Genomic DNA, 17,378 nt, shown 5'->3' with positions numbered 1-17,378 from the left:
CCCTAGACTTGGCCCGAACCGACCCTCGACCCCGTCCGGAGCGACCCATGAGTCTCATCGTCCAGAAGTTCGGCGGCTCCTCCGTGGCCGACGCCGCCGGCATCCAGCGCGTGGCCCGCCGCATCGCGGACACGGTGCGCGCCGGGAACCGCGTGTGCGTGGTCGTCTCGGCCATGGGGGACACCACGGACGAGCTGCTCGACCTCGCCGCCGAGCTCACGCAGGACGCGCCCGCACGCGAGATGGACATCCTGCTCTCGGCCGGCGAGCGCATCTCCATGTCCCTGCTGGCGATGGCGATCCATGCCGAGGGCCTCGAGGCCCGCTCCTACACCGGCTCCCAGGCCGGCATGCTGACGGATACCTCCTACGGCCGGGCCCGGATCGTCAAAGTCAACCCCCACCGCGTGCAGGAGGCCCTCGACGCCGGCCGCGTGGCCATCGTGGCCGGGTTCCAGGGCATGAGCCCCGAGTCCAAGGACATCACCACCATGGGCCGCGGCGGCTCGGACACCACCGCCGTCGCCCTCGCCGCCGCGCTCGGCGCGGACGTGTGCGAGATCTACACGGACGTGGACGGCGTCTACTCGGCCGACCCGCGCGTCGTGCCGACCGCCCGCAAGCTCACCGAGCTCTCCTCCGAGGAGACCCTCGAGATGGCGGCCTCCGGATCCAAGGTGCTGCACCTGCGCTCCGTGGAGTACGCGCGCCGCTTCGGCGTGCCGCTGCACGTGCGCTCCTCCTTCTCCGACCACGAGGGCACCTGGATCCTGCCCGACCCGAACGACACCATCACCCTTCAGGAAGGCGCTCCCATGGAACAGCCCATCGTCTCCGGCGTCGCCCACGACCGCTCCGAGGGCAAGGTCACGATCGTCGGCGTCCCCGACGTGCCCGGCAAGGCCGCCGAGATCTTCCGCGTGATCGCCGAGTCCAACGTGAACATCGACATGATCGTGCAGAACATCTCCCGCGAGGGCTCGGGCCGCACGGACATCTCCTTCACCCTGCCGATCGTGGAGGGCAAGGACGCCATGGCCGCCCTGCGCGCCGCCCAGGACCGGATCGGCTTCCAGGACATCGTCTCGGACCCGGAGATCGGCAAGCTCTCGCTGATCGGCGCGGGCATGCGCTCCAACCCGGGCGTCTCCGCGACCTTCTTCAAGGCCCTCGCCGACGCCGGCGTGAACGTGGACCTCATCTCCACCTCGGAGATCCGCATCTCCGTGGTCACCGCCGAGAGCAAGCTCGACGACGCCGTCCGCGCCGTGCACGCCGCCTTCGGCCTCGACGCCGAGGAGGAGGCCACGGTCTACGGCGGCACCGGCCGCTGACGCCGCACCCGCCGCTGCCCCACCCATCACGACGCCGGCCCCGCACCTTCAGCGTGAAGGTGCGGGGCCGGCGTCGTGCGGGCGGTTCCTCCCGTTCCGTCAGCGAGGACGGAGGGGGTCGGCGGTCACGGGACCTGGACGGTCACGTCGGTCGTGATGCCCGCGTCCCAGGTGACGAGGCCCTTCCAGGTGCCCGAGGTCAGGCCGGACCAGGAGAGGGTCGCCTCGGTGGCCTTGCCCGAGGTCACGGGGACCGGGTTCGGGGAGACGGTGAGGTTGCCCGCGTCCTCGCGCAGCTTGAGCGTCTCGAGGGTGCCGGTGTCCTTGCCGCCGTTGGCCGCGTACAGGTGGCCGACCACGGTGTAGGCGCCCGGGGTGGGGTTCGCGATCGTCAGCGTCTCGGACTCCTCCGCGGTCGCCCGGGAGAGCTGCTTGCCCTCGGGGGTGATCACGTACAGGTCCCAGTCGGCGCCGGCGGCGCCCGCGTTGATCGAGGCCACCAGGGACTTGGTGCCCTCCTCCACGGTCACCGTGGACACGGCCAGCGCGCTGGACACGAGCGAGTTGCTCGCGGTCGCGGTGGCCACGGTGGAGTCCACCTTGCCCAGGCCCAGGACCTGCGGGGTCAGCTCACCGGTCACGCCGGGGGTGATCTCCACGTCGGCGGAGCCGGTGGCACCGGAGCCCTCGACGGCGGAGGTGACGGTCGCGGACTTCGCCTTGACGGTGACCGGGGAGGTCACCTCCGGGACGGCCTTGCCCTTGGCGGTGGTCCAGGACATGGAGCCGTGGGTCCAGGTGTTCACCGCGGCGTCGGTGCGGGTGACGGTCAGCTCGACGTCGGCGGACTGGCCGGCCTTCAGGTCCAGCACGGCCGGGGAGGCGGTCATCTCGAAGCCGGGCACGTTCGCGGAGAACTGCCAGCGGCCGTTCTCCAGGGCGGTCACGGTGCGGGTCACGGTGGCCGAGCCGACGACGTCGGGGATCGCCAGGGACGGGACGTTCACGTCACGACCGGCGATGTCGCCGCGCAGCAGCGCGTCCCACTGCTCCTTGCCGGACTCGTAGACCAGGCCCGGACGGGCGGCGGCGGCCGGATCGGCGGAGCCGGCGCCCGTGGCGAAGTTGTCCGTGTTCACGGTGCCGTCGGCGTTGTACACGTCGCCGGCGGTGGTCATGAGCGCGGACTTCACGGCCATCGGGGACCAGGCCGGGTACTTGCCGATCAGCAGCGTGGCCATGCCGGCCAGGTTCGGCGAGGCCATGGACGTGCCGGACATCAGGCCGAACGTGTTGCCGTGGTAGTCGGGGTCCAGCGGGGAGACGCCGGCGATCACGTTCACGCCGGGGGCGGCGAGGTCGGGCTTCAGGAGCTCCTGGTTCACGGCGTTGGCCGGGCCGCGGGAGGAGAAGCCGGCGATCTGGGGCAGCGGGTCCTCCGGCAGGCCGGTGGTGTCGCCCGGGACGATCGTGGCGGTGAGGTCGGAGGACTTCACCTTCTCGATCACGCCGTTGTCGTTCATGTGCACGGTCGGCACCGCGTGGATGTCCGCGTCCAGCGAGCCGGACGGGGTGTTCACGAGGATCATGCCGACGCCGCCGGCCTCCTCCACCACCTGCGACTTCTCGGTGCGGGCGTTCACGCCGCGCTCGCAGAGCACGATCTTGCCGGCGGCCTCGTCGGTGAGCCCGCCGGGCAGGCAGAGACGCGCGGCCTCGGCGTCGCCGGCGGCGACCTCGGACGCGTGGATGACCTCGGCCGGACCCACGCCGGTGCGGGCCGAGGAGGCGCCGCGGAGCTGCGTGCCGTCGGAGAACTGCACGGTGGCGGTGAGCTCGTTGGAGAACGTCTCCGCGGCCACGGTGGTCAGCCACGGGGAGCCGTGGTTCACGGTGTTCGGGCCGGGGCCGGAGTTGCCGCCGGAGGCGGCCACGAAGATGCCGGCCTCGGCGGCGGACTTGAAGGCCATGGCCACCGGGTCCACGATCGAGGTGTTGGAGCCGGAGATCGAGTAGTTCAGCACGTCCACGTTGTTCTCGATGGCCTGCTCGACGGCGGCCACGGAGGCGGAGGTGTAGCAGCCGCCGGTGTTCGGATCGGTGTCCTCCCAGCAGATCTTGTAGGAGATCAGGTGGGCGGCCGGGGCCACGCCCGCGCCCTCGCCGAAGGAGTCGCCGTCGATGGTCTGCTCCACCCCGGTGTTGCCGAGGATGGTGGTGGCCACGTGGGTGCCGTGGGAGAACACGCCCAGCGGGGAGATGCGCTCCTCCGGGGCCCGCTCATCCACCGGGACGAAGCGCTCGAAGTCCTCCGAGAAGGCGTAGGCACCGATCAGCTTGGAGTCGCACGACGACGCCGGGAAGTCCGGGCCGGTCTCGCACTCGGCCGTGGCGGTGGTGCCGTCCGCCTTGAGCACGGCGATCTGGCCGTCCGCGGTGCGGTAGGGCACGCCGACCTTGGCCTTGCCCTTGAGCGGCTGGACGGGCTGACCGTCGATGAACGGGTTGTCCGGGTGGATGCCGGAGTCGATGACGCCGACCACCACGCCCTTGCCCGCGTTCTCGGCCTTGCCGTACACGGACTTCCAGGTGCCCTTCTTGCCGGGCAGGCCGAGGAACTCGGTGGAGCTGTAGTCCGGGGCCACCTGCTCGTCCGGCGCGACGCCGAGCACGGCCGGGTCCTTCGCGATCTCCTGGGCCTCCTCGGCGGTCAGCTCGGCTACGAACGCGTTCACGGCGCGCTGGAAGGAGATCTCGGCCTTCGCGCCGTGGGTCTTCGCGACCTTCTCCTGCTGGCGCTGGAGCTTGGCCTCGTAGTTCTTCACGCGCGGGTGCGAGGGGTCGAACTTCGCCTTCGGGGCGGCGCCCGGAACGGCGCCGGCCTCGGGGGCGGTCACCGACGGCTGGTCCTTCAGGACCACGAAGTAGCGGCCGTCCTCGAACTGCTGCTGGACCTGCACCTCGCCCTGCGGGCTGGAGACGGTGCTGCCGTCGGGCAGTTCGACGGCGGTGGCCGACACCGCGAGCGCGGGAGCGGCCACGAGGCTCGCGCCGGCGACGGCCGCGGCCAGGGCCCGACGGCGCCGGGCAGGGGTGGGGTTCTGAGGCATTGCCTCCGCCTTTCTCATCAAGGTCCGCCCAGCTCTCGCCCGTGGCACACCGGCGGGGATGGCGCCGGGGGACGGGGAGATCGGCACCCATGTGATGGGCACCACAGCGAGACAGGTGAAATCTACCGTCCGGTAGGGCGTTTGACCAGACCTTTGCCAGGCAACGTCCAGGACCGTCGAATAAGAGCCGCCGGAGCGCGCTCCCCGCGTCGGCGCCGCAGGCCCGCTCGCCCTTGAGGAGCGCCACGGGGGAGGATGGTGGGGTCATGCCCGAGCCACGCACCGCCCCCGTGTCCCCGCCGACCGCCGTCGTCGCCCTGCCCGCCGACGTGTGGCGGGCCCACGCGCGGGCGCACCGCGCGCGCATCGCCCGACGCACGGACCCGCTGGTGGCCCTGCGGATGCGGGGCGAGAAGCACCCGGTGCAGGACTTCCTCTTCGGCTACTACACGCACTCCCCCGCCGCACTGCAGCGCTGGCACCCCGGGCCGGGGGTCCTCCTCGCGGACGACGACGGCGCCGCGGCCCGTGCCGAGGCGACCGAGCTGGGCACAACCCCGCGGGGCGAGTGGAAGCACTACCGGCGCGTCGAGGCCGGCGAGGTGGCGGGCGCCGTCGTCGACGGCCACCCGGTGGGCGGCTGGCTGGTGGACGTGGCGGCGGTGCTGGCCGACCGCGCGTCGGGGGTGGCGTTCACGCGGGAACTGCTCGCGCGCACGGCGGCGCGGGCGCCGCGCCTGGGCTGCTTCGGGCTGCACGAGTGGGCGATGGCGTACCGCTCGGACGTGCACGGGGTGCGGCACTCCCAGCTGCCGCTGCGACTCGGGGCCGAGGGGACGGACGCGGTGGTGGAGGGCTCGCGGATCCGGTGCACGCACTTCGACGCGTTCCGGTTCTTCGCGCCCGAGGCCCGCGACCGCAACGAGGGCGACGACGGCGTCCTGCCCACGCGCGCCGGGATGCGGGCGATGGAACAGCCCGGCTGCCTGCACGCGGGGATGGACCTGTACAAGTGGGCGTACAAGCTGGTGCCGGTGGTCGACTCGGACCTGCTCGCGGACTGCTTCGACCTCGCGTGGGACATCCGCCGGTTGGACATGGAGGCCTCGCCGTACGACCTGACCGGGGTGGGCGACCTCTCCGACGGGCGCGGCGGCTACGCGGCCGTGCAGATCGAGGAGCCGGCCGGGCGTGCCGAGTACGCGCGGCGACAGCGCGAGTTCGCCGAGCGGGGGCAGGCGCTACGGGCGCGGCTGTTGGCGGTGCTGGACGAGGCCGTGGGGGCGGCCCCCGGGGCCCGGCCGGACGCCGAGTGGACTTCCAGCGCGCGTCCATGATTACGATGGCTGCCATACAGGCTGTGAGGCGCGTCACTCGCGTCATCCGGTGAGCGCCCCGGCCCTCTCCGCACCGAACGACTCGAGGACCTGACGTGACCAGAACCGTTCCAGCTCGCCGCCGCACCACGTTCGCCGCCGCCGTCGCGGCCGTCTCACTCGCCATCACGGCCGCCGCCCCCGCGCTCTCCGCGCCCGGCAACGGCAACGGCAAGGGGTCCGCATCGCAGGGCCAGGCCCGCTCCAACGACCTCTCCACCACGCGCGGCAACAAGGTCAACGACGCCGCCGCGCTCGCGCCGCACCTCGTGGGCCAGACGCTGGACTGGGAGGCCTGCGACTTCGGCAGCGAGAGCCTCAACGCCCGGTTCAACGCGATCCCCGGCACCGCGTGCTCCGACGTCACGGTGCCGCGGGACTGGAAGAACCCCGAGGACGGCCGCACCATCACCCTGCGCGTGGCCAAGACGGAGACCTCGAAGGGCAACCCCGACCGCCAGGGCATCGCGCTGGTCAACCCCGGCGGCCCGGGCGGCTCCGGCCTGCCCTGGGGCCCCGCCATGGCCGAGCGCGCCCCGGAGCTCGCGGAACAGTACGACTTCATCGGCTTCGACCCCCGCGGCGTGGGTCAGTCCACCGCCCTGGAGTGCACCTACACGCCGAACGCCGAGCACGACGTGTGGCAGGACACGAAGGCCCAGGTCGACGCCTGCCTCGAGAACGAGCTCACCCCGTACATCACCACCGAGCAGACCGTGTACGACATGGACTTCATCCGCGCCGTCCTGGGCGAGGAGAAGACCTCCTACATCGGCTACTCGTACGGCACATGGCTGGGCAGCTGGTACCAGCGCGTCTTCCCCCAACACGCGCACCGGTTCCTGCTGGACTCCGCCGTGGACATCTCCCGCGACGGGCTCCAGACCACCTGGGACCTGCAGCCGCGCTCCCGCGACCGTCAGTTCCAGGACGCGATGCTCCCCTACGTGGCCCGGCACGACGAGATCTTCGGCCTCGGCGACGACCCGATGCAGATCCGGCAGCGCTGGGAGGACGGCGGCGGCACCCGCACGCAGCTCGGCATGATCGTCGCCGGCTCGTTCCTGCTGCCCGCCATGTACGACACGTCCCAGTACCTCAGCGCCGGGTCCGTCATCGCCGCCTACATCCGCATCATGGAGTCCGAGGCCGCAGCCACGGACCCCGCGGGGCAGCGCGCCCAGATCGAGCGCATCCTGGCCGAGGCCCGTGCGTCGCTGCCGGCCGAGGAGCGCGACTCCTTCGACCGCTTCGCCGCCCGCGGCCTGGAGACCGTGGGCGAGCGCGAGCAGCTCGTCGCCGCCACCCAGGCCGGTGACGCCGTCACCTTCGAGGGCGCGTTCTCGGCGATCCGCTGCCAGGACGGCCAGTGGAACACCTCGCAGGGCTACTGGACCTCGTGGGTGGACGACCTCGGCCGCAAGGCCCCGTGGATCGGTGTGCTGATGGGCCCGTCGGAGTGCATGTACTGGCCCGCCCAGACCTCCATGCCCGCCCAGCCCGGCGGCAAGGGCGCCCCGAACACCGTGATCGTGCAGTCCGAGCTGGACGCGGCGACCCCGTACGAGGGCGGCCACCGTGCCGCAGGCGTGCTGCGCAACACGTCCCTCATCTCCGTGGACAACGAGGGCACCCACGGCCTGTTCCCGTACGGCACCGAGTGCGTGGACGCGCCCATCCGTGACTACTTCCTGACCGGCGCCCAGCCGGCCGAGAAGTCACTGTGCGACGCCGTCCCGCTGCCGCTCGAGACTCAGCCGGTCCAGGTGGCCGGGACCCCGACGCACAAGGGCGACATCAAGATCTCGATGCGCACCGATGCTGTGCGCGAGGCCAACCGCATCACCCACGACGCGATCGAGCGTCAGCTGATCGACTCCCGCGCGGTGACCCCGGACGTCGAGGCCTTCCTGGAGGACTGACGGCCCGGGCACCCGGAACCCGGTCCGCCCCCGACGGCCCGGCGACTCCCCCGCGGAGACGCCGGGCCGTCGTCGCGCCCGGGGAGGGCCTGCAACGCGGGTTGAGTTGTCGCGGGTCCGGGCGCCCAGCACCCCCGATAACTCAACCCGCGATGGGCAGCCGGAGGGGTGGCGTCGACGCCGGGGCCGATAGCCTCGCGCCGTGATCCTGCACATCACCCTCCCGGAGGACTGGGCCGCCGCGCGGCGCATCGGCCGCTACACGGCGTCGACGCGCGGCGCCTCGATCGACGACGTCGGCTTCCTCCACGCCTCCGACGACGCCGCCCAGGTGGGCGTGGTCGGCGCGGCGATCTACCCGGACCGGCCAGACGCGTTCGTCGTCGGCCTGGACGAGGACGAACTGGCGGGGGCCGGCCTGCGGGTGCGGCGCGAGCCGGGAGACCCCTCCGATCCCCACTCGGCCGAGTTCCCGCACGTCTATCCGGGCGAGGCCGTCTCCGGGCACATCCCGTGGTCGATGCTCACCCCCGTGACCGACCCACGGGCGGAAGCCCGCGTGCACCGCGAAGACTCGGCCGAGGCCGCCGCGCTGCTCGATGCCGGGTGGAGCATACGCTCCCGCTCCTGGGGCGCGCGCCTCCACCTCGACGACGACGCCGACCTGGCGTCCTACCGTGGCCACGTCGCGGCGGCCGAAGCGCGGGGAATCGAGGTGCGGAGACTGACCGCCGTCGACCTGCCTGCCCTGCGCGCCCTCGACGAGGAAGCGGCTCCCCGATTCCCGCACACCGACGGCTCCCGTCACGAGCCGCTGCCGGACGACCTCGAGGCCCGACTGTCCACCCCAGAGGGGCTCGCCGTGGGGGCCTTCGAGGGAGGCGTGCTCATCGGATTCACCCTGACGTTCCGCTCCCCTGCCCGGTGGGAGGTCGACCGCACCGCGGTCGCGGCCGAGCACGAGAACCGTGGCGTGGCGAAGGCCGTCAAGGCGGCGACCGTCCTGGCGACCCATGCCCGCGGTGGGCGCGAGTGGGGAACCGGCGGCGCCGAGTCCAACGCGGCGTCCCTGCGGATGAACGCGGCCCTCGGGTTCCGTCTCGAGCCTGCCTGGCTCGGGCTGACCCCGCCCACGACGTGGGAGGAGTTCGCGCGGGCCCCGGCGTCAAGCTCCCTTGACGACAAGGTCACTTGACTGTCAAGCTTGCTTCACAACGTCCGGTCGGACGGCCCCCACAGAGCCTCCGAGGCGGGCCGGGCCACCGGCCCAGGGCATCGACCACAGGAGGGCCCCATGACCACGAACCACTCCCGCCACACCACCGCCGCCGCGGACGGCCCGGGCACCCGGTACCCGGTCCGCCCCGACGGCCCGGCGACTCCCCCGCGGAGACGCCGGGCCGTCGTGGGGTCGGCTCAGCCGTCGAGGATGCAGAACTCGTTGCCCTCGGGGTCGGCGAGGACGGCCCAGCCGAGGTCGACGCGGCGGTCGTCGACCATCGCGGCGCCGAGGGCGAGCGCCCGCTCGATCTCGGCGTCGCGCGTCGAGCCGGCGGCCGCGCGCAGGTCCATGTGGGCGCGGTTCTTCACGCGCTTGGCGTCCGGGACGCGGAAGAAGAGGACGACCTGCCCGTCAGGGCCGACGAGTGAGCACTCGTCCGACCCCGGGCGGTAGAGGTGAGGCTCGTCGACCTCCCAGCCGAGCAGCGCGCGCCAGAACTCGGCGATGGCGTGGGGGTCCAGCGCGTCCCACGTGGTGTGAGAGAGACGGAGGGACATGGCGGCTCCTCAGGAACGGGCCGGGGCGGGCGGGGACGACTCCACGCGAGCCAAGGGCGCGGCACCCCGGGCAAGGCGGGTTGACTTGTCACGGGTATTCACCGCCCAGACCCGCGACAAGTCAACCCGCGTTGGCCGGACGGGCGGACGGACGGCGGAGGGCCGGGTCACCCGCGGATGTGTCGCATCACGAGCCGCGGGATCGCGCTGCGCGGGCTGATGCTGCACCACGCGACGGGCTCGCCGTCCGAGTACCGACGACGCCGGGCGCAGGCTCCCCCGCAGCGAGCGCCCGCATGGTGTCCTCGCGGGGGTCGCCGGGCGCGTGCCTCTGCGGCGCTGAGAGCCGGGGGGACAGGCACCAGCAGTGCGTGGCGCGGCGGTTCGGGTTGACGACGTGCGCGAAGTCGTCGAAGCGGTCGGCGGTGAGCGGGTGCACCTCGAAGGCCATGCGGCCAGCATCGTGGGCGGCGGTGGAGGCGTCCACGGCGAGGCCCAGCTCCGCCGCCGCCCTGTCGGGCCACCGTCAAGCAGACTTGACGTCAAACTCTCTTTACTGTCAAGCTTGCTTCACACGACGGGGACAAACCCCGGCCCCGCCCCGGAGGGACCGCCATGGCCACCACGCCGCACACCACCACCGACCTCGCCCGCGACCGCCGCCCCCGCTGGGGCCGCTCCGCCCGTCTGGGCGGCGGGTCCGGGCGACTGATCCTCGTCAGCCTCGTGGCCGGCGTCGTCATCGCCCTGCTGATCGGGGCCGCGTCCTACGGTCTGGCCTCGAGCCAGGGCGACGCCGGTCCCCGCTTCCCGGCGGTCACGGGCGCGGTCATGGCGGCGTCGGCGCTCCCGGTCGGCGCAGCCCTCGCCTGGCTGTTCCTCGTGGACCGCACCACCCTGCGCGGCGCCGTCCGGGACACCGAGGAGACCATCGAAGGCCGGTGGCTCGAGAAGGCGCAGTCCGGCGCGTTTGGCGACCTGCTCGTGGTGCTGGGCCTGGGCACGTTCGTCGTCGCCCTGGCGGGGTGGCAGCCCAGCCTCCCCCTCGTGGGCGCCGGGCTGCTCCTCTTCGCGGGCGCCTCGGTGGCCGTCCGCTACGAGCTCCAGAAGCGCCGGGGCTGAGCCGTGGAGAACACCATCCCCGACGAGCGTGCCCGCCTCGGCTGGTCGCAGCAGCGGCTCGCCGACGAGCTCGGCGTCTCCCGGCAGACCGTCATCTCCCTCGAGAAGGGCCGCTACGACCCCTCGCTCCCGCTCGCCTTCCGCCTCGCGGCCGTGTTCGGGCGGCGGATCGAGGACCTGTTCACCCCGGACGGCAACGCGGGTTGAGTTCTCGCGGGTCCAGGCGCCCAGCACCCGTGACAAGTCAACCCGCGTTGGGCCCGGGGCGGCGTGGGGCGTGAGAGGCTGGGGCCATGGATCGAGAGCTGCGCACCCCTCCGGAGCTGGAGGGCGTGGACTGGTACGACGACGCCCCGCGTCGCCCCCGTCCGATCGTCACCCTGGTGGCGTGGATCGCCATCCTGGGCCTGGTCCTCAGCGTGGGTGCCGGGATCTTCTCGGCCTTCTGACGCGTCACCGCCGGCCGCCGGCCAACGCGCCACCCCGGCCTCAGCGCACGTCGCCGTCCACGTAGCGCCAGATCCCGTCCTCACGGCGGAACCGGCTGACCTCATGGAGTCGGAACCGCCCCCCGGCCCCCGTGCCGACGGCCACGAACTCCACGGTCCCGGCGTCCTGGAACGGCCCGCCGTCCCGCACCTCCAGCACCGCCAGGCGGGTGAACCGCGGCGCCTGTTCCCCCGCGACCGGCAGCAGCTCGGCCGCGGTGGGCCGATGCTCGGGGGCCCAGGTCGCGGCGAGGTAGTCGGCCATCGCCCGGGCCTCCGCCGGCCCGGCCTCGCCCAGCCGCGCGAACGCCGTGTACCGGGAGCGCATGAGCGCCTCGGCGGTGGGCGCGATCAGGGCGCCGTCCCGGGCGAAACGTTCGTGCAGGCGACCGCAGCACGCCGCGAGCCCGGCTCCGGACCCGCAGGGGCAGGGGTCAGGACGGGTCACCGGCGCGGACGTCCGGCCGCGCGACGCCGGGCGGACCGGGCCTTGATGCGGCGCACTCCCGTCAGCACGACGCCGGCCGCCGCGGCGAGCAGCGCAGGGCCGAGCGGGCTGATCGGCCGACGGCGGCCGAGCGGGGACACACGGGTCTGCTGAGGTCTCATGCCGCCAGGCTACGCCGGGCCGGCTGCCGCGTGCCGCCCCCGTCACACCCCCGATTCCGCGTCCGGGCGGCCGAGTAGACTGGGCGGGCAAGCACGCGGAGCGCCCCGGGCCGGGCGTGAGACGGCATCACACCGTCCTGCTCCGCGGCATCGTCCCGCACCCAGGAGCGTGTTCATGCCCATCATCGTCGTCGACGTCATGCCCAAGCCCGAGATCCTCGATCCGCAGGGCAAGGCGATCAACGGGGCCCTGCCCCGCCTCGGCTTCACCGAGTTCAGCCAGGTCCGCCAGGGCAAGCGGTTCGAGCTCACCGTGGAGGGCGAGGTCACCGACGAGATCCTCGCCCAGGCCCGCACGGCCGCCGAGGAGATGCTGTCCAACCCCGTCATCGAGGACGTCGTGAACGTGGCCGTCCTGGACGAGGCCGAGGGCGCCCGATGACCGAGCTCCCCCTCATCGGCGACTACTCGACGCCGGCGACGCCGCTCAGCGGCGCGCGCATCGGCGTCATCACCTTCCCCGGCACCCTGGACGACGTGGACGCGCTGCGCGCCGTCCGCCTCGCCGGCGCCGAGCCCGTCTCCCTGTGGCACGCCGACGCGGACCCGCAGCGGACGCTCGCCGGGGTGGACGCCGTCGTGATCCCGGGCGGCTTCTCCTACGGCGACTACCTGCGCGCCGGCGCGATCGCGCGCTTCGCCCCCATGATGGACGCGGTGGCGACGGCGGCCGGCGGCCCCGAGGGCGACGCGGACGGCCTGCCGGTGCTCGGCATCTGCAACGGCTTCCAGATCCTCACGGAGTCGCACCTGCTGCCGGGCTCGATGATCAAGAACGACCACCTGCACTTCATCTGCCGCGACCAGGAGCTGGTCGTGGAGGGCACGGACACTGTGTGGACCCGCGACTTCGAGGAGGGCCAGACCATCACCGTGCCCCTGAAGAACCAGGACGGCCAGTACGTGGCGGATGAGAAGACCCTCGACGCCCTCGAGGCCGAGGGCCGCGTGGTGTTCCGCTACCGGGGCTGGAACCCGAACGGCTCGCGCCGGGACATCGCGGGCATCGCGAACCCGGCCGGCAACGTCGTCGGCCTGATGCCGCACCCGGAGCACGCCGTGGAGACGGGCTTCGGCCCGGACACCGCCGCCGGCCCCCGCTCCGGCGTGGACGGCCTCGGCTTCTTCACCTCCGTCCTGACCACCCTCGCCAGCCGTGGAGGCCATGCATGAGCCAGCAGTTCAACATCGAGACGGTCGCGGACGCGCAGGCGACGCCGGACGTCGAGCAGCCCTGGGCCGAGCTGGGCCTGAAGGAGAACGAGTACGCCGAGATCAAGAAGATCCTCGGCCGCCGCCCCACCGCGGCCGAGCTGGCCATGTACTCGGTCATGTGGTCCGAGCACTGCTCGTACAAGTCCTCGAAGGTGCACCTGCGCCAGTTCGGCGAGAAGCTCACCGACGAGATGAAGCAGCACATGATGGTGGGCATCGGCGAGAACGCCGGTGTGACCGACCTCGGTGACGGCTGGGCCGTGACGTTCAAGGTCGAGTCCCACAACTCGCCCTCCTACGTGGAGCCCTACCAGGGCGCGGCCACGGGCATCGGCGGCATCGTGCGCGACATCATCTCCATGGGCGCCCGCCCGGTGGCCGTGATGGACCCGCTGCGCTTCGGCGCGATCGACCACCCGGACACCGCCCGCGTGTTCCACGGCGTGGTGGCCGGCATCGGCGGCTACGGCAACTCCCTGGGCCTGCCGAACATCGGCGGCGAGACCCGCTTCGACCCGGTCTACCAGGGCAACCCGCTCGTCAACGCCCTCGCCGTGGGCGTGCTCAAGCACGAGGACCTGCGCCTGGCCAACGCCTCCGGCGTGGGCAACAAGGTGGTCCTGTTCGGTGCCCGCACCGGCGGTGACGGCATCGGCGGCGCCTCCGTGCTGGCCTCCGAGTCCTTCGACGGCGACGGCAAGCCCGCCAAGCGCCCCTCGGTGCAGGTCGGCGACCCCTTCTCCGAGAAGGTGCTCATCGAGTGTTGCCTCGAGCTGTTCCGCGACTCCCTCGTGGAGGGCATCCAGGACCTCGGCGCCGCCGGCATCTCCTGCGCCACCTCCGAGCTCGCCTCCAACGGCGAGGGCGGCATGAGCGTGGAGCTGACGGACGTGCTGCTGCGCGACTCCACGCTGACCCCGGGCGAGATCCTCATGTCCGAGTCGCAGGAGCGCATGATGGCCGTGGTGACGCCGGAGAACGTCGCCGCGTTCGAGGCCGTCATGGCCAAGTGGGACGTCGAGTACTCCTGGCTGGGCGAGGTCACCGGCGACGGCCGCCTGATCATCACCTGGGACGGCGAGGTCATCGTCGACGTGGACCCGCGCACCGTGGCCCACGACGGCCCGGTCTACGAGCGCCCGTACGCGCGTCCGGCCTGGCAGGACGAGCTCCAGGCGGACACGTTCCGCTCCTCCGAGGCCGGTCAGGACCTGCCCGCCACGGGCGAGGAGCTGCGCGCCGCCGTCGTGGAGCTGATGAGCTCTCCGAACCTGGCGGACACCTCCTGGATCACCCGCCAGTACGACCGCTACGTCCGCGGCAACACCGCCCTGGCGGCCCCGGACGACGCGGGCGTGGTGCGCGTGGACGAGGAGACCGGCATGGGCGTGGCCCTGGCCACGGACTGCAACGACCGGTTCACCTACCTGGACCCGTACACGGGCGCGCAGGCCTCCCTGGCCGAGGCGTACCGCAACGTCACCACCGCCGGGGCCGTGCCCCTGGCCGTCTCCGACTGCCTGAACTTCGGCTCCCCCGAGGACCCGGACGTGATGTGGCAGTTCGCGGAGGCCGTGCGCGGCCTGGCGGACGGCTGCCAGACCCTCGGCATCCCGGTGACCGGCGGCAACGTGTCCCTGTACAACCAGACGGGCAGCACCCCGATCCACCCCACCCCCACGGTGGCGGTGCTCGGCCAGCTCGACGACGTCCTGCGCCGCACCCCGTCCGGCTTCGCCCCGGACGCCGACGGCCAGGCGATCTACCTGCTCGGCGAGACCGCGGACGAGCTGGACGGCTCCGAGTTCGCGCGCCTGCGCGGCCACCTCGGCGGCCTGCCCCCGAAGGTCGACCTGAAGAAGGAGCGCCTGCTCGGCGAGCTGCTGGTCAACATGTCCCGGGACGGCATGATCGACGCCGCCCACGACCTCTCCGGCGGCGGCCTCGCGGCCACCCTGTCCGAGATGGTGCTGCGCTTCGGCGTGGGCGCCCGCGTGGTGCTGGACGAGGTGCTGCGCCGCGACGGCGTGGACCTGTTCACCGCACTGTTCTCCGAGACGCAGGCGCGCGCCGTCGTGGCCGTGCCCCGCACCGAGGAGGTCCGGTTCACGGACATGACCACGGCCCGCGGCTACGCGGCCGTGCGCATCGGCGTGGTGGACGCCGACTCCGCGGCCCTCGAGGTCCAGGACGCCTTCACCCTGCCGATCGCGGAGTTGCGCGAGGCCTGGGAGGCCACCCTGCCGAAGCACTTCGGCTGAGCCTGGGACAGAAGCGACGAGCCCTGCGCAGTGGTGCCTATCCAGTACCGATAGGCCCCACTGCGCAGGGCTCGTCGTATTTCAGGGCTCGTCAGGTGGTCCGGTGCATCTCACCGACCCACAGGGAGAGCGTCGAATGGGACGGGTCGCCGTCGAAGTGCTCATGCGAGACGTCCAGCACGGGGTAGGACGCCAGGTCGACGCCCTCCGGGACGGTCAGCGTCGTGTCCTGGCGGGTCACCGTGCCCAGCGAGATCATGCGGCTGGCGGCATCGTCGCGGATCCAGACCTCCAGGTAGCCGTCCTCGGGGGCGGGCACCTGGGGCACATGCACGGCCAGGTGCATCTCCCCGTCGGCGGCACGCGTCATCTCCGCGCGGGCCGGCGATCCGTCGGTGGTCACGGACGCCATGACGGCGGTGCCGATGAGGTCGTCGCCGCCGCCCGGCTCATCCCCCTGGCCGGGAGCGTCCGTCCCGCGCGTCGGCGGCGCGGGCGACGTCGTCGCGGGCTTCCCGGCCTCCGGGACCCCGCCCTGCCAGGGGCCGCCGCCCAGGGCGACACCCACGGCCCCGCCGCCGATGACGAGCCCGGCGGCCGCCGCCGCGGCGACCGGCCACCAGCGGCCGCGGGCGGCGGACGGACCCGAGCCGATCGGACGGACGGTCGCGACGCCGTCGGGCGCGACATCCTCGCCCGTGGCCTCCCCCTGCAATAGCCCGTCGTGAGCCACGGCCTCCGTCTCGGGTCCCAGCTCAGCGGCGATCCGCCCCCACAGGTGCGGCGGTGGGTCGGCCAGGTCCGGGGCGGGGCCGTCGAGGGCGGCCAGCACACGCAGGATGGCCTCCAGCTCGGCCGCGTCCTCCGGATGGAGCGACGCCGCGACGTCGGCGGGCACGGCGAGCGGGCCGCCGTCGCCGCGCACGCGCTCGTGCAGCCGGACGGCGAGGTCGGAGATCTCCTCCGCGGGCTGTCGGCCGCGGGGATGCTCACGCTCGGGCATCGGCGGCCTCCAGACGGCTTCTCAGTGCGGCCAGGCCGCGGTGGATGTGGGAACGGACAGTGCCGAGCGGCATGTCGAGGCGCTCGGCGATCTGCTGGTGCGCCAGGTCCTCCAGGAAGGCGAGGCGCAGCACCTCGTCCTGGGGCGGACCCAACAGAGCGAGGGCGTCATGCACGACGACGGCGGCCACCACGGTGTCGCTGACCGCGTCCTCCGCGCCCTCGGCGCGGGGGAGGTGGACGACCTCCGCCTCCATCTTCCGCGCCTCACGAGCACGGCCGGCGAACATGTCGGCGATGACGCGACGGGTGATGCCCGTCAGCCACCCGCCGAGCGGCCGGGCGGGATCGTAGGTGTCCCGCGAGCGCCACGCCCGCGTGAACACCTGCTGGGCGGCGTCCTCGGCGTCCTCCCGGCTGCGCAGCGCGGCGAGACACAGGGAGAAGACCAGGCGACCGTGGCGCTCGTACGCCTCGCGCACGGCGACGGCCTCCCCCGCGGCGAAGCGGCGGTCGAGCCCGTCGTCCTCAAACATGGGACTCCTCTCCCGCGGTGTGCTGCGTCGGCGCGGCGCGGCCCGATTCAGGCCAGACCTTCCGACAGGCTACCGGTCAGCCCTCGACGGGAGTGGCGATGGTCACGATGTTCTCCGTGTAGTCCCGCTCGTCCGGCAGCCATTCGCCGCCGCAGGTGATGAGGACGAGCTCGGCGGCGCCGTCCCGGCGGAAGTACGGGGACAGGTCCAGCTCGCCCTTCCCCAGACTCTGGGTGGAGGCCACCCGATAGCGCCGGGCGGTCCCCGCCGCATCCGTGACGGTGACCTCGTCGCCGACCGCGGCCTGCCGCAGCCCGTAGAGGGCCCCCACGGGATTGCGCGGTGAACCCGAATGGGAGGCGATCACCGCCGTCCCCTCAGGATCCCCGGGGGCCGAGCCGTGGCGGTACCAGCCGCCGACGGAGCTGTCGTCGGGCAGCTCCATCGCCCCGTCTTCCGTGACCCCGACCGAGACCACGCTCAGCGTGGCCCCGATGGCCGGATAGTCCACGCGCACGGGGATCCTGGCGTCGTCCGATGGGCTCTGGGTGGCGCGCCGGACGG

At 72.9% G+C, this 17,378-nt stretch carries 17 protein-coding genes; 10 read left to right on the top strand and 7 right to left on the bottom strand.

The features are described from left to right. Positions 1 to 47: 47 nt before the first annotated feature. Positions 48 to 1,334 carry an aspartate kinase gene (locus CITRIK5_RS11390; RefSeq protein ID WP_002856654.1) on the top strand — a complete coding sequence of 429 codons (1,287 nt, stop codon included), beginning with the start codon at positions 48 to 50 and terminating at the stop codon, positions 1,332 to 1,334. Positions 1,335 to 1,459: 125 nt separating this feature from the next. On the opposite strand, the gene CITRIK5_RS11385 is transcribed toward CITRIK5_RS11390, so the two are convergent. Beyond that, positions 1,460 to 4,444 carry a S8 family serine peptidase gene (locus CITRIK5_RS11385; protein WP_002856649.1) on the bottom strand — a complete coding sequence of 995 codons (2,985 nt, stop codon included), beginning with the start codon at positions 4,442 to 4,444 and terminating at the stop codon, positions 1,460 to 1,462. A 266-nt stretch (positions 4,445 to 4,710) separates the two neighbouring features. Between CITRIK5_RS11385 and CITRIK5_RS11380 the strand changes: the two genes are divergently transcribed. The 3 genes from CITRIK5_RS11380 (at position 4,711) to CITRIK5_RS11370 (ending at position 8,937) form a co-directional block, all read left to right on the top strand. After that, positions 4,711 to 5,781 carry a hypothetical protein gene (locus CITRIK5_RS11380; RefSeq protein ID WP_002856647.1) on the top strand — a complete coding sequence of 357 codons (1,071 nt, stop codon included), beginning with the start codon at positions 4,711 to 4,713 and terminating at the stop codon, positions 5,779 to 5,781. Positions 5,782 to 5,876: 95 nt separating this feature from the next. Beyond that, positions 5,877 to 7,742 carry an alpha/beta hydrolase gene (locus CITRIK5_RS11375; RefSeq protein WP_002856645.1) on the top strand — a complete coding sequence of 622 codons (1,866 nt, stop codon included), beginning with the start codon at positions 5,877 to 5,879 and terminating at the stop codon, positions 7,740 to 7,742. Positions 7,743 to 7,944: 202 nt separating this feature from the next. Then, complete coding sequence (locus CITRIK5_RS11370) at positions 7,945 to 8,937, top strand: GNAT family N-acetyltransferase (protein ID WP_159833660.1); 993 nt, start codon at positions 7,945 to 7,947, stop codon at positions 8,935 to 8,937. 221 nt (positions 8,938 to 9,158) lie between these two features. Here CITRIK5_RS11370 and CITRIK5_RS11365 read toward each other — a convergent pair whose 3' ends face one another. After that, complete coding sequence (locus CITRIK5_RS11365; protein WP_020621445.1) at positions 9,159 to 9,521, bottom strand: VOC family protein; 363 nt, start codon at positions 9,519 to 9,521, stop codon at positions 9,159 to 9,161. A 615-nt stretch (positions 9,522 to 10,136) separates the two neighbouring features. Here CITRIK5_RS11365 and CITRIK5_RS11360 point away from each other — a divergent pair. The 3 genes from CITRIK5_RS11360 (at position 10,137) to CITRIK5_RS11350 (ending at position 11,092) form a co-directional block, all read left to right on the top strand. After that, the gene (locus CITRIK5_RS11360; protein ID WP_233569922.1) at positions 10,137 to 10,643 is read left to right on the top strand and encodes a hypothetical protein; all 507 of its coding nucleotides are present in this window, start codon (positions 10,137 to 10,139) and stop codon (positions 10,641 to 10,643) included. Between the two features lie 3 nt (positions 10,644 to 10,646). Continuing rightward, positions 10,647 to 10,850 (top strand): helix-turn-helix transcriptional regulator, encoded by a 204-nt coding sequence (locus CITRIK5_RS11355; protein WP_002856639.1) that lies wholly within the window; start codon positions 10,647 to 10,649, stop codon positions 10,848 to 10,850. An 86-nt stretch (positions 10,851 to 10,936) separates the two neighbouring features. Beyond that, the gene (locus tag CITRIK5_RS11350) at positions 10,937 to 11,092 is read left to right on the top strand and encodes a hypothetical protein (protein WP_002856637.1); all 156 of its coding nucleotides are present in this window, start codon (positions 10,937 to 10,939) and stop codon (positions 11,090 to 11,092) included. A gap of 40 nt (positions 11,093 to 11,132) precedes the next feature. Here the strand turns inward: CITRIK5_RS11350 and CITRIK5_RS11345 are convergent, their stop codons facing one another. Together CITRIK5_RS11345 and CITRIK5_RS11340 are read right to left on the bottom strand one after the other, a co-directional pair. Further along, the gene (locus CITRIK5_RS11345) at positions 11,133 to 11,579 is read right to left on the bottom strand and encodes a YchJ family protein (protein ID WP_002856636.1); all 447 of its coding nucleotides are present in this window, start codon (positions 11,577 to 11,579) and stop codon (positions 11,133 to 11,135) included. Beyond that, entirely contained in the window at positions 11,576 to 11,740 is a 165-nt protein-coding gene (locus CITRIK5_RS11340; protein WP_155116188.1) for a hypothetical protein, read from the bottom strand. Before CITRIK5_RS11340 ends, CITRIK5_RS11345 begins: the two co-directional genes overlap by 4 nt. Before the next feature lie 175 nt (positions 11,741 to 11,915). On the opposite strand from CITRIK5_RS11340, the gene purS reads away from it, so the two are divergent. From purS to purL, 3 genes are read left to right on the top strand one after another with little or no spacing between them, the layout of a single operon-like run. Further along, positions 11,916 to 12,182 carry a phosphoribosylformylglycinamidine synthase subunit PurS gene (purS, locus tag CITRIK5_RS11335; RefSeq protein ID WP_002856633.1) on the top strand — a complete coding sequence of 89 codons (267 nt, stop codon included), beginning with the start codon at positions 11,916 to 11,918 and terminating at the stop codon, positions 12,180 to 12,182. Beyond that, complete coding sequence (gene purQ / locus CITRIK5_RS11330) at positions 12,179 to 12,973, top strand: phosphoribosylformylglycinamidine synthase subunit PurQ (protein WP_002856628.1); 795 nt, start codon at positions 12,179 to 12,181, stop codon at positions 12,971 to 12,973. Before purS ends, purQ begins: the two co-directional genes overlap by 4 nt. After that, entirely contained in the window at positions 12,970 to 15,276 is a 2,307-nt protein-coding gene (gene purL / locus CITRIK5_RS11325) for a phosphoribosylformylglycinamidine synthase subunit PurL (protein WP_123244063.1), read from the top strand. The genes purQ and purL overlap by 4 nt, the downstream gene beginning before the upstream one ends. A gap of 91 nt (positions 15,277 to 15,367) precedes the next feature. Here the strand turns inward: purL and CITRIK5_RS11320 are convergent, their stop codons facing one another. The 3 genes from CITRIK5_RS11320 to CITRIK5_RS11310 all read right to left on the bottom strand — a co-directional run bounded on the left by CITRIK5_RS11320 (position 15,368) and on the right by CITRIK5_RS11310 (position 17,325). Continuing rightward, entirely contained in the window at positions 15,368 to 16,279 is a 912-nt protein-coding gene (locus CITRIK5_RS11320; protein ID WP_123244062.1) for an anti-sigma factor domain-containing protein, read from the bottom strand. Further along, positions 16,266 to 16,814 carry an RNA polymerase sigma factor gene (locus CITRIK5_RS11315; protein ID WP_049148010.1) on the bottom strand — a complete coding sequence of 183 codons (549 nt, stop codon included), beginning with the start codon at positions 16,812 to 16,814 and terminating at the stop codon, positions 16,266 to 16,268. Before CITRIK5_RS11315 ends, CITRIK5_RS11320 begins: the two co-directional genes overlap by 14 nt. 76 nt (positions 16,815 to 16,890) lie before the next feature. Next, on the bottom strand, positions 16,891 to 17,325 hold the full coding sequence (locus CITRIK5_RS11310) for a class F sortase (RefSeq protein ID WP_158604212.1): 435 nt from the start codon (positions 17,323 to 17,325) through the stop codon (positions 16,891 to 16,893). Between the last annotated feature and the right edge of the window lie 53 nt (positions 17,326 to 17,378).

The sequence above is a fragment of the Micrococcus sp. 116 genome (assembly GCF_902506395.1).
In the GTDB taxonomy this organism is placed as follows: Bacteria; Actinomycetota; Actinomycetes; order Actinomycetales; family Micrococcaceae; genus Micrococcus; species Micrococcus luteus.
The sequence above is the reverse complement of the archived record's forward strand: the minus strand, read 5'-3'. Positions and strand labels throughout refer to the sequence as shown.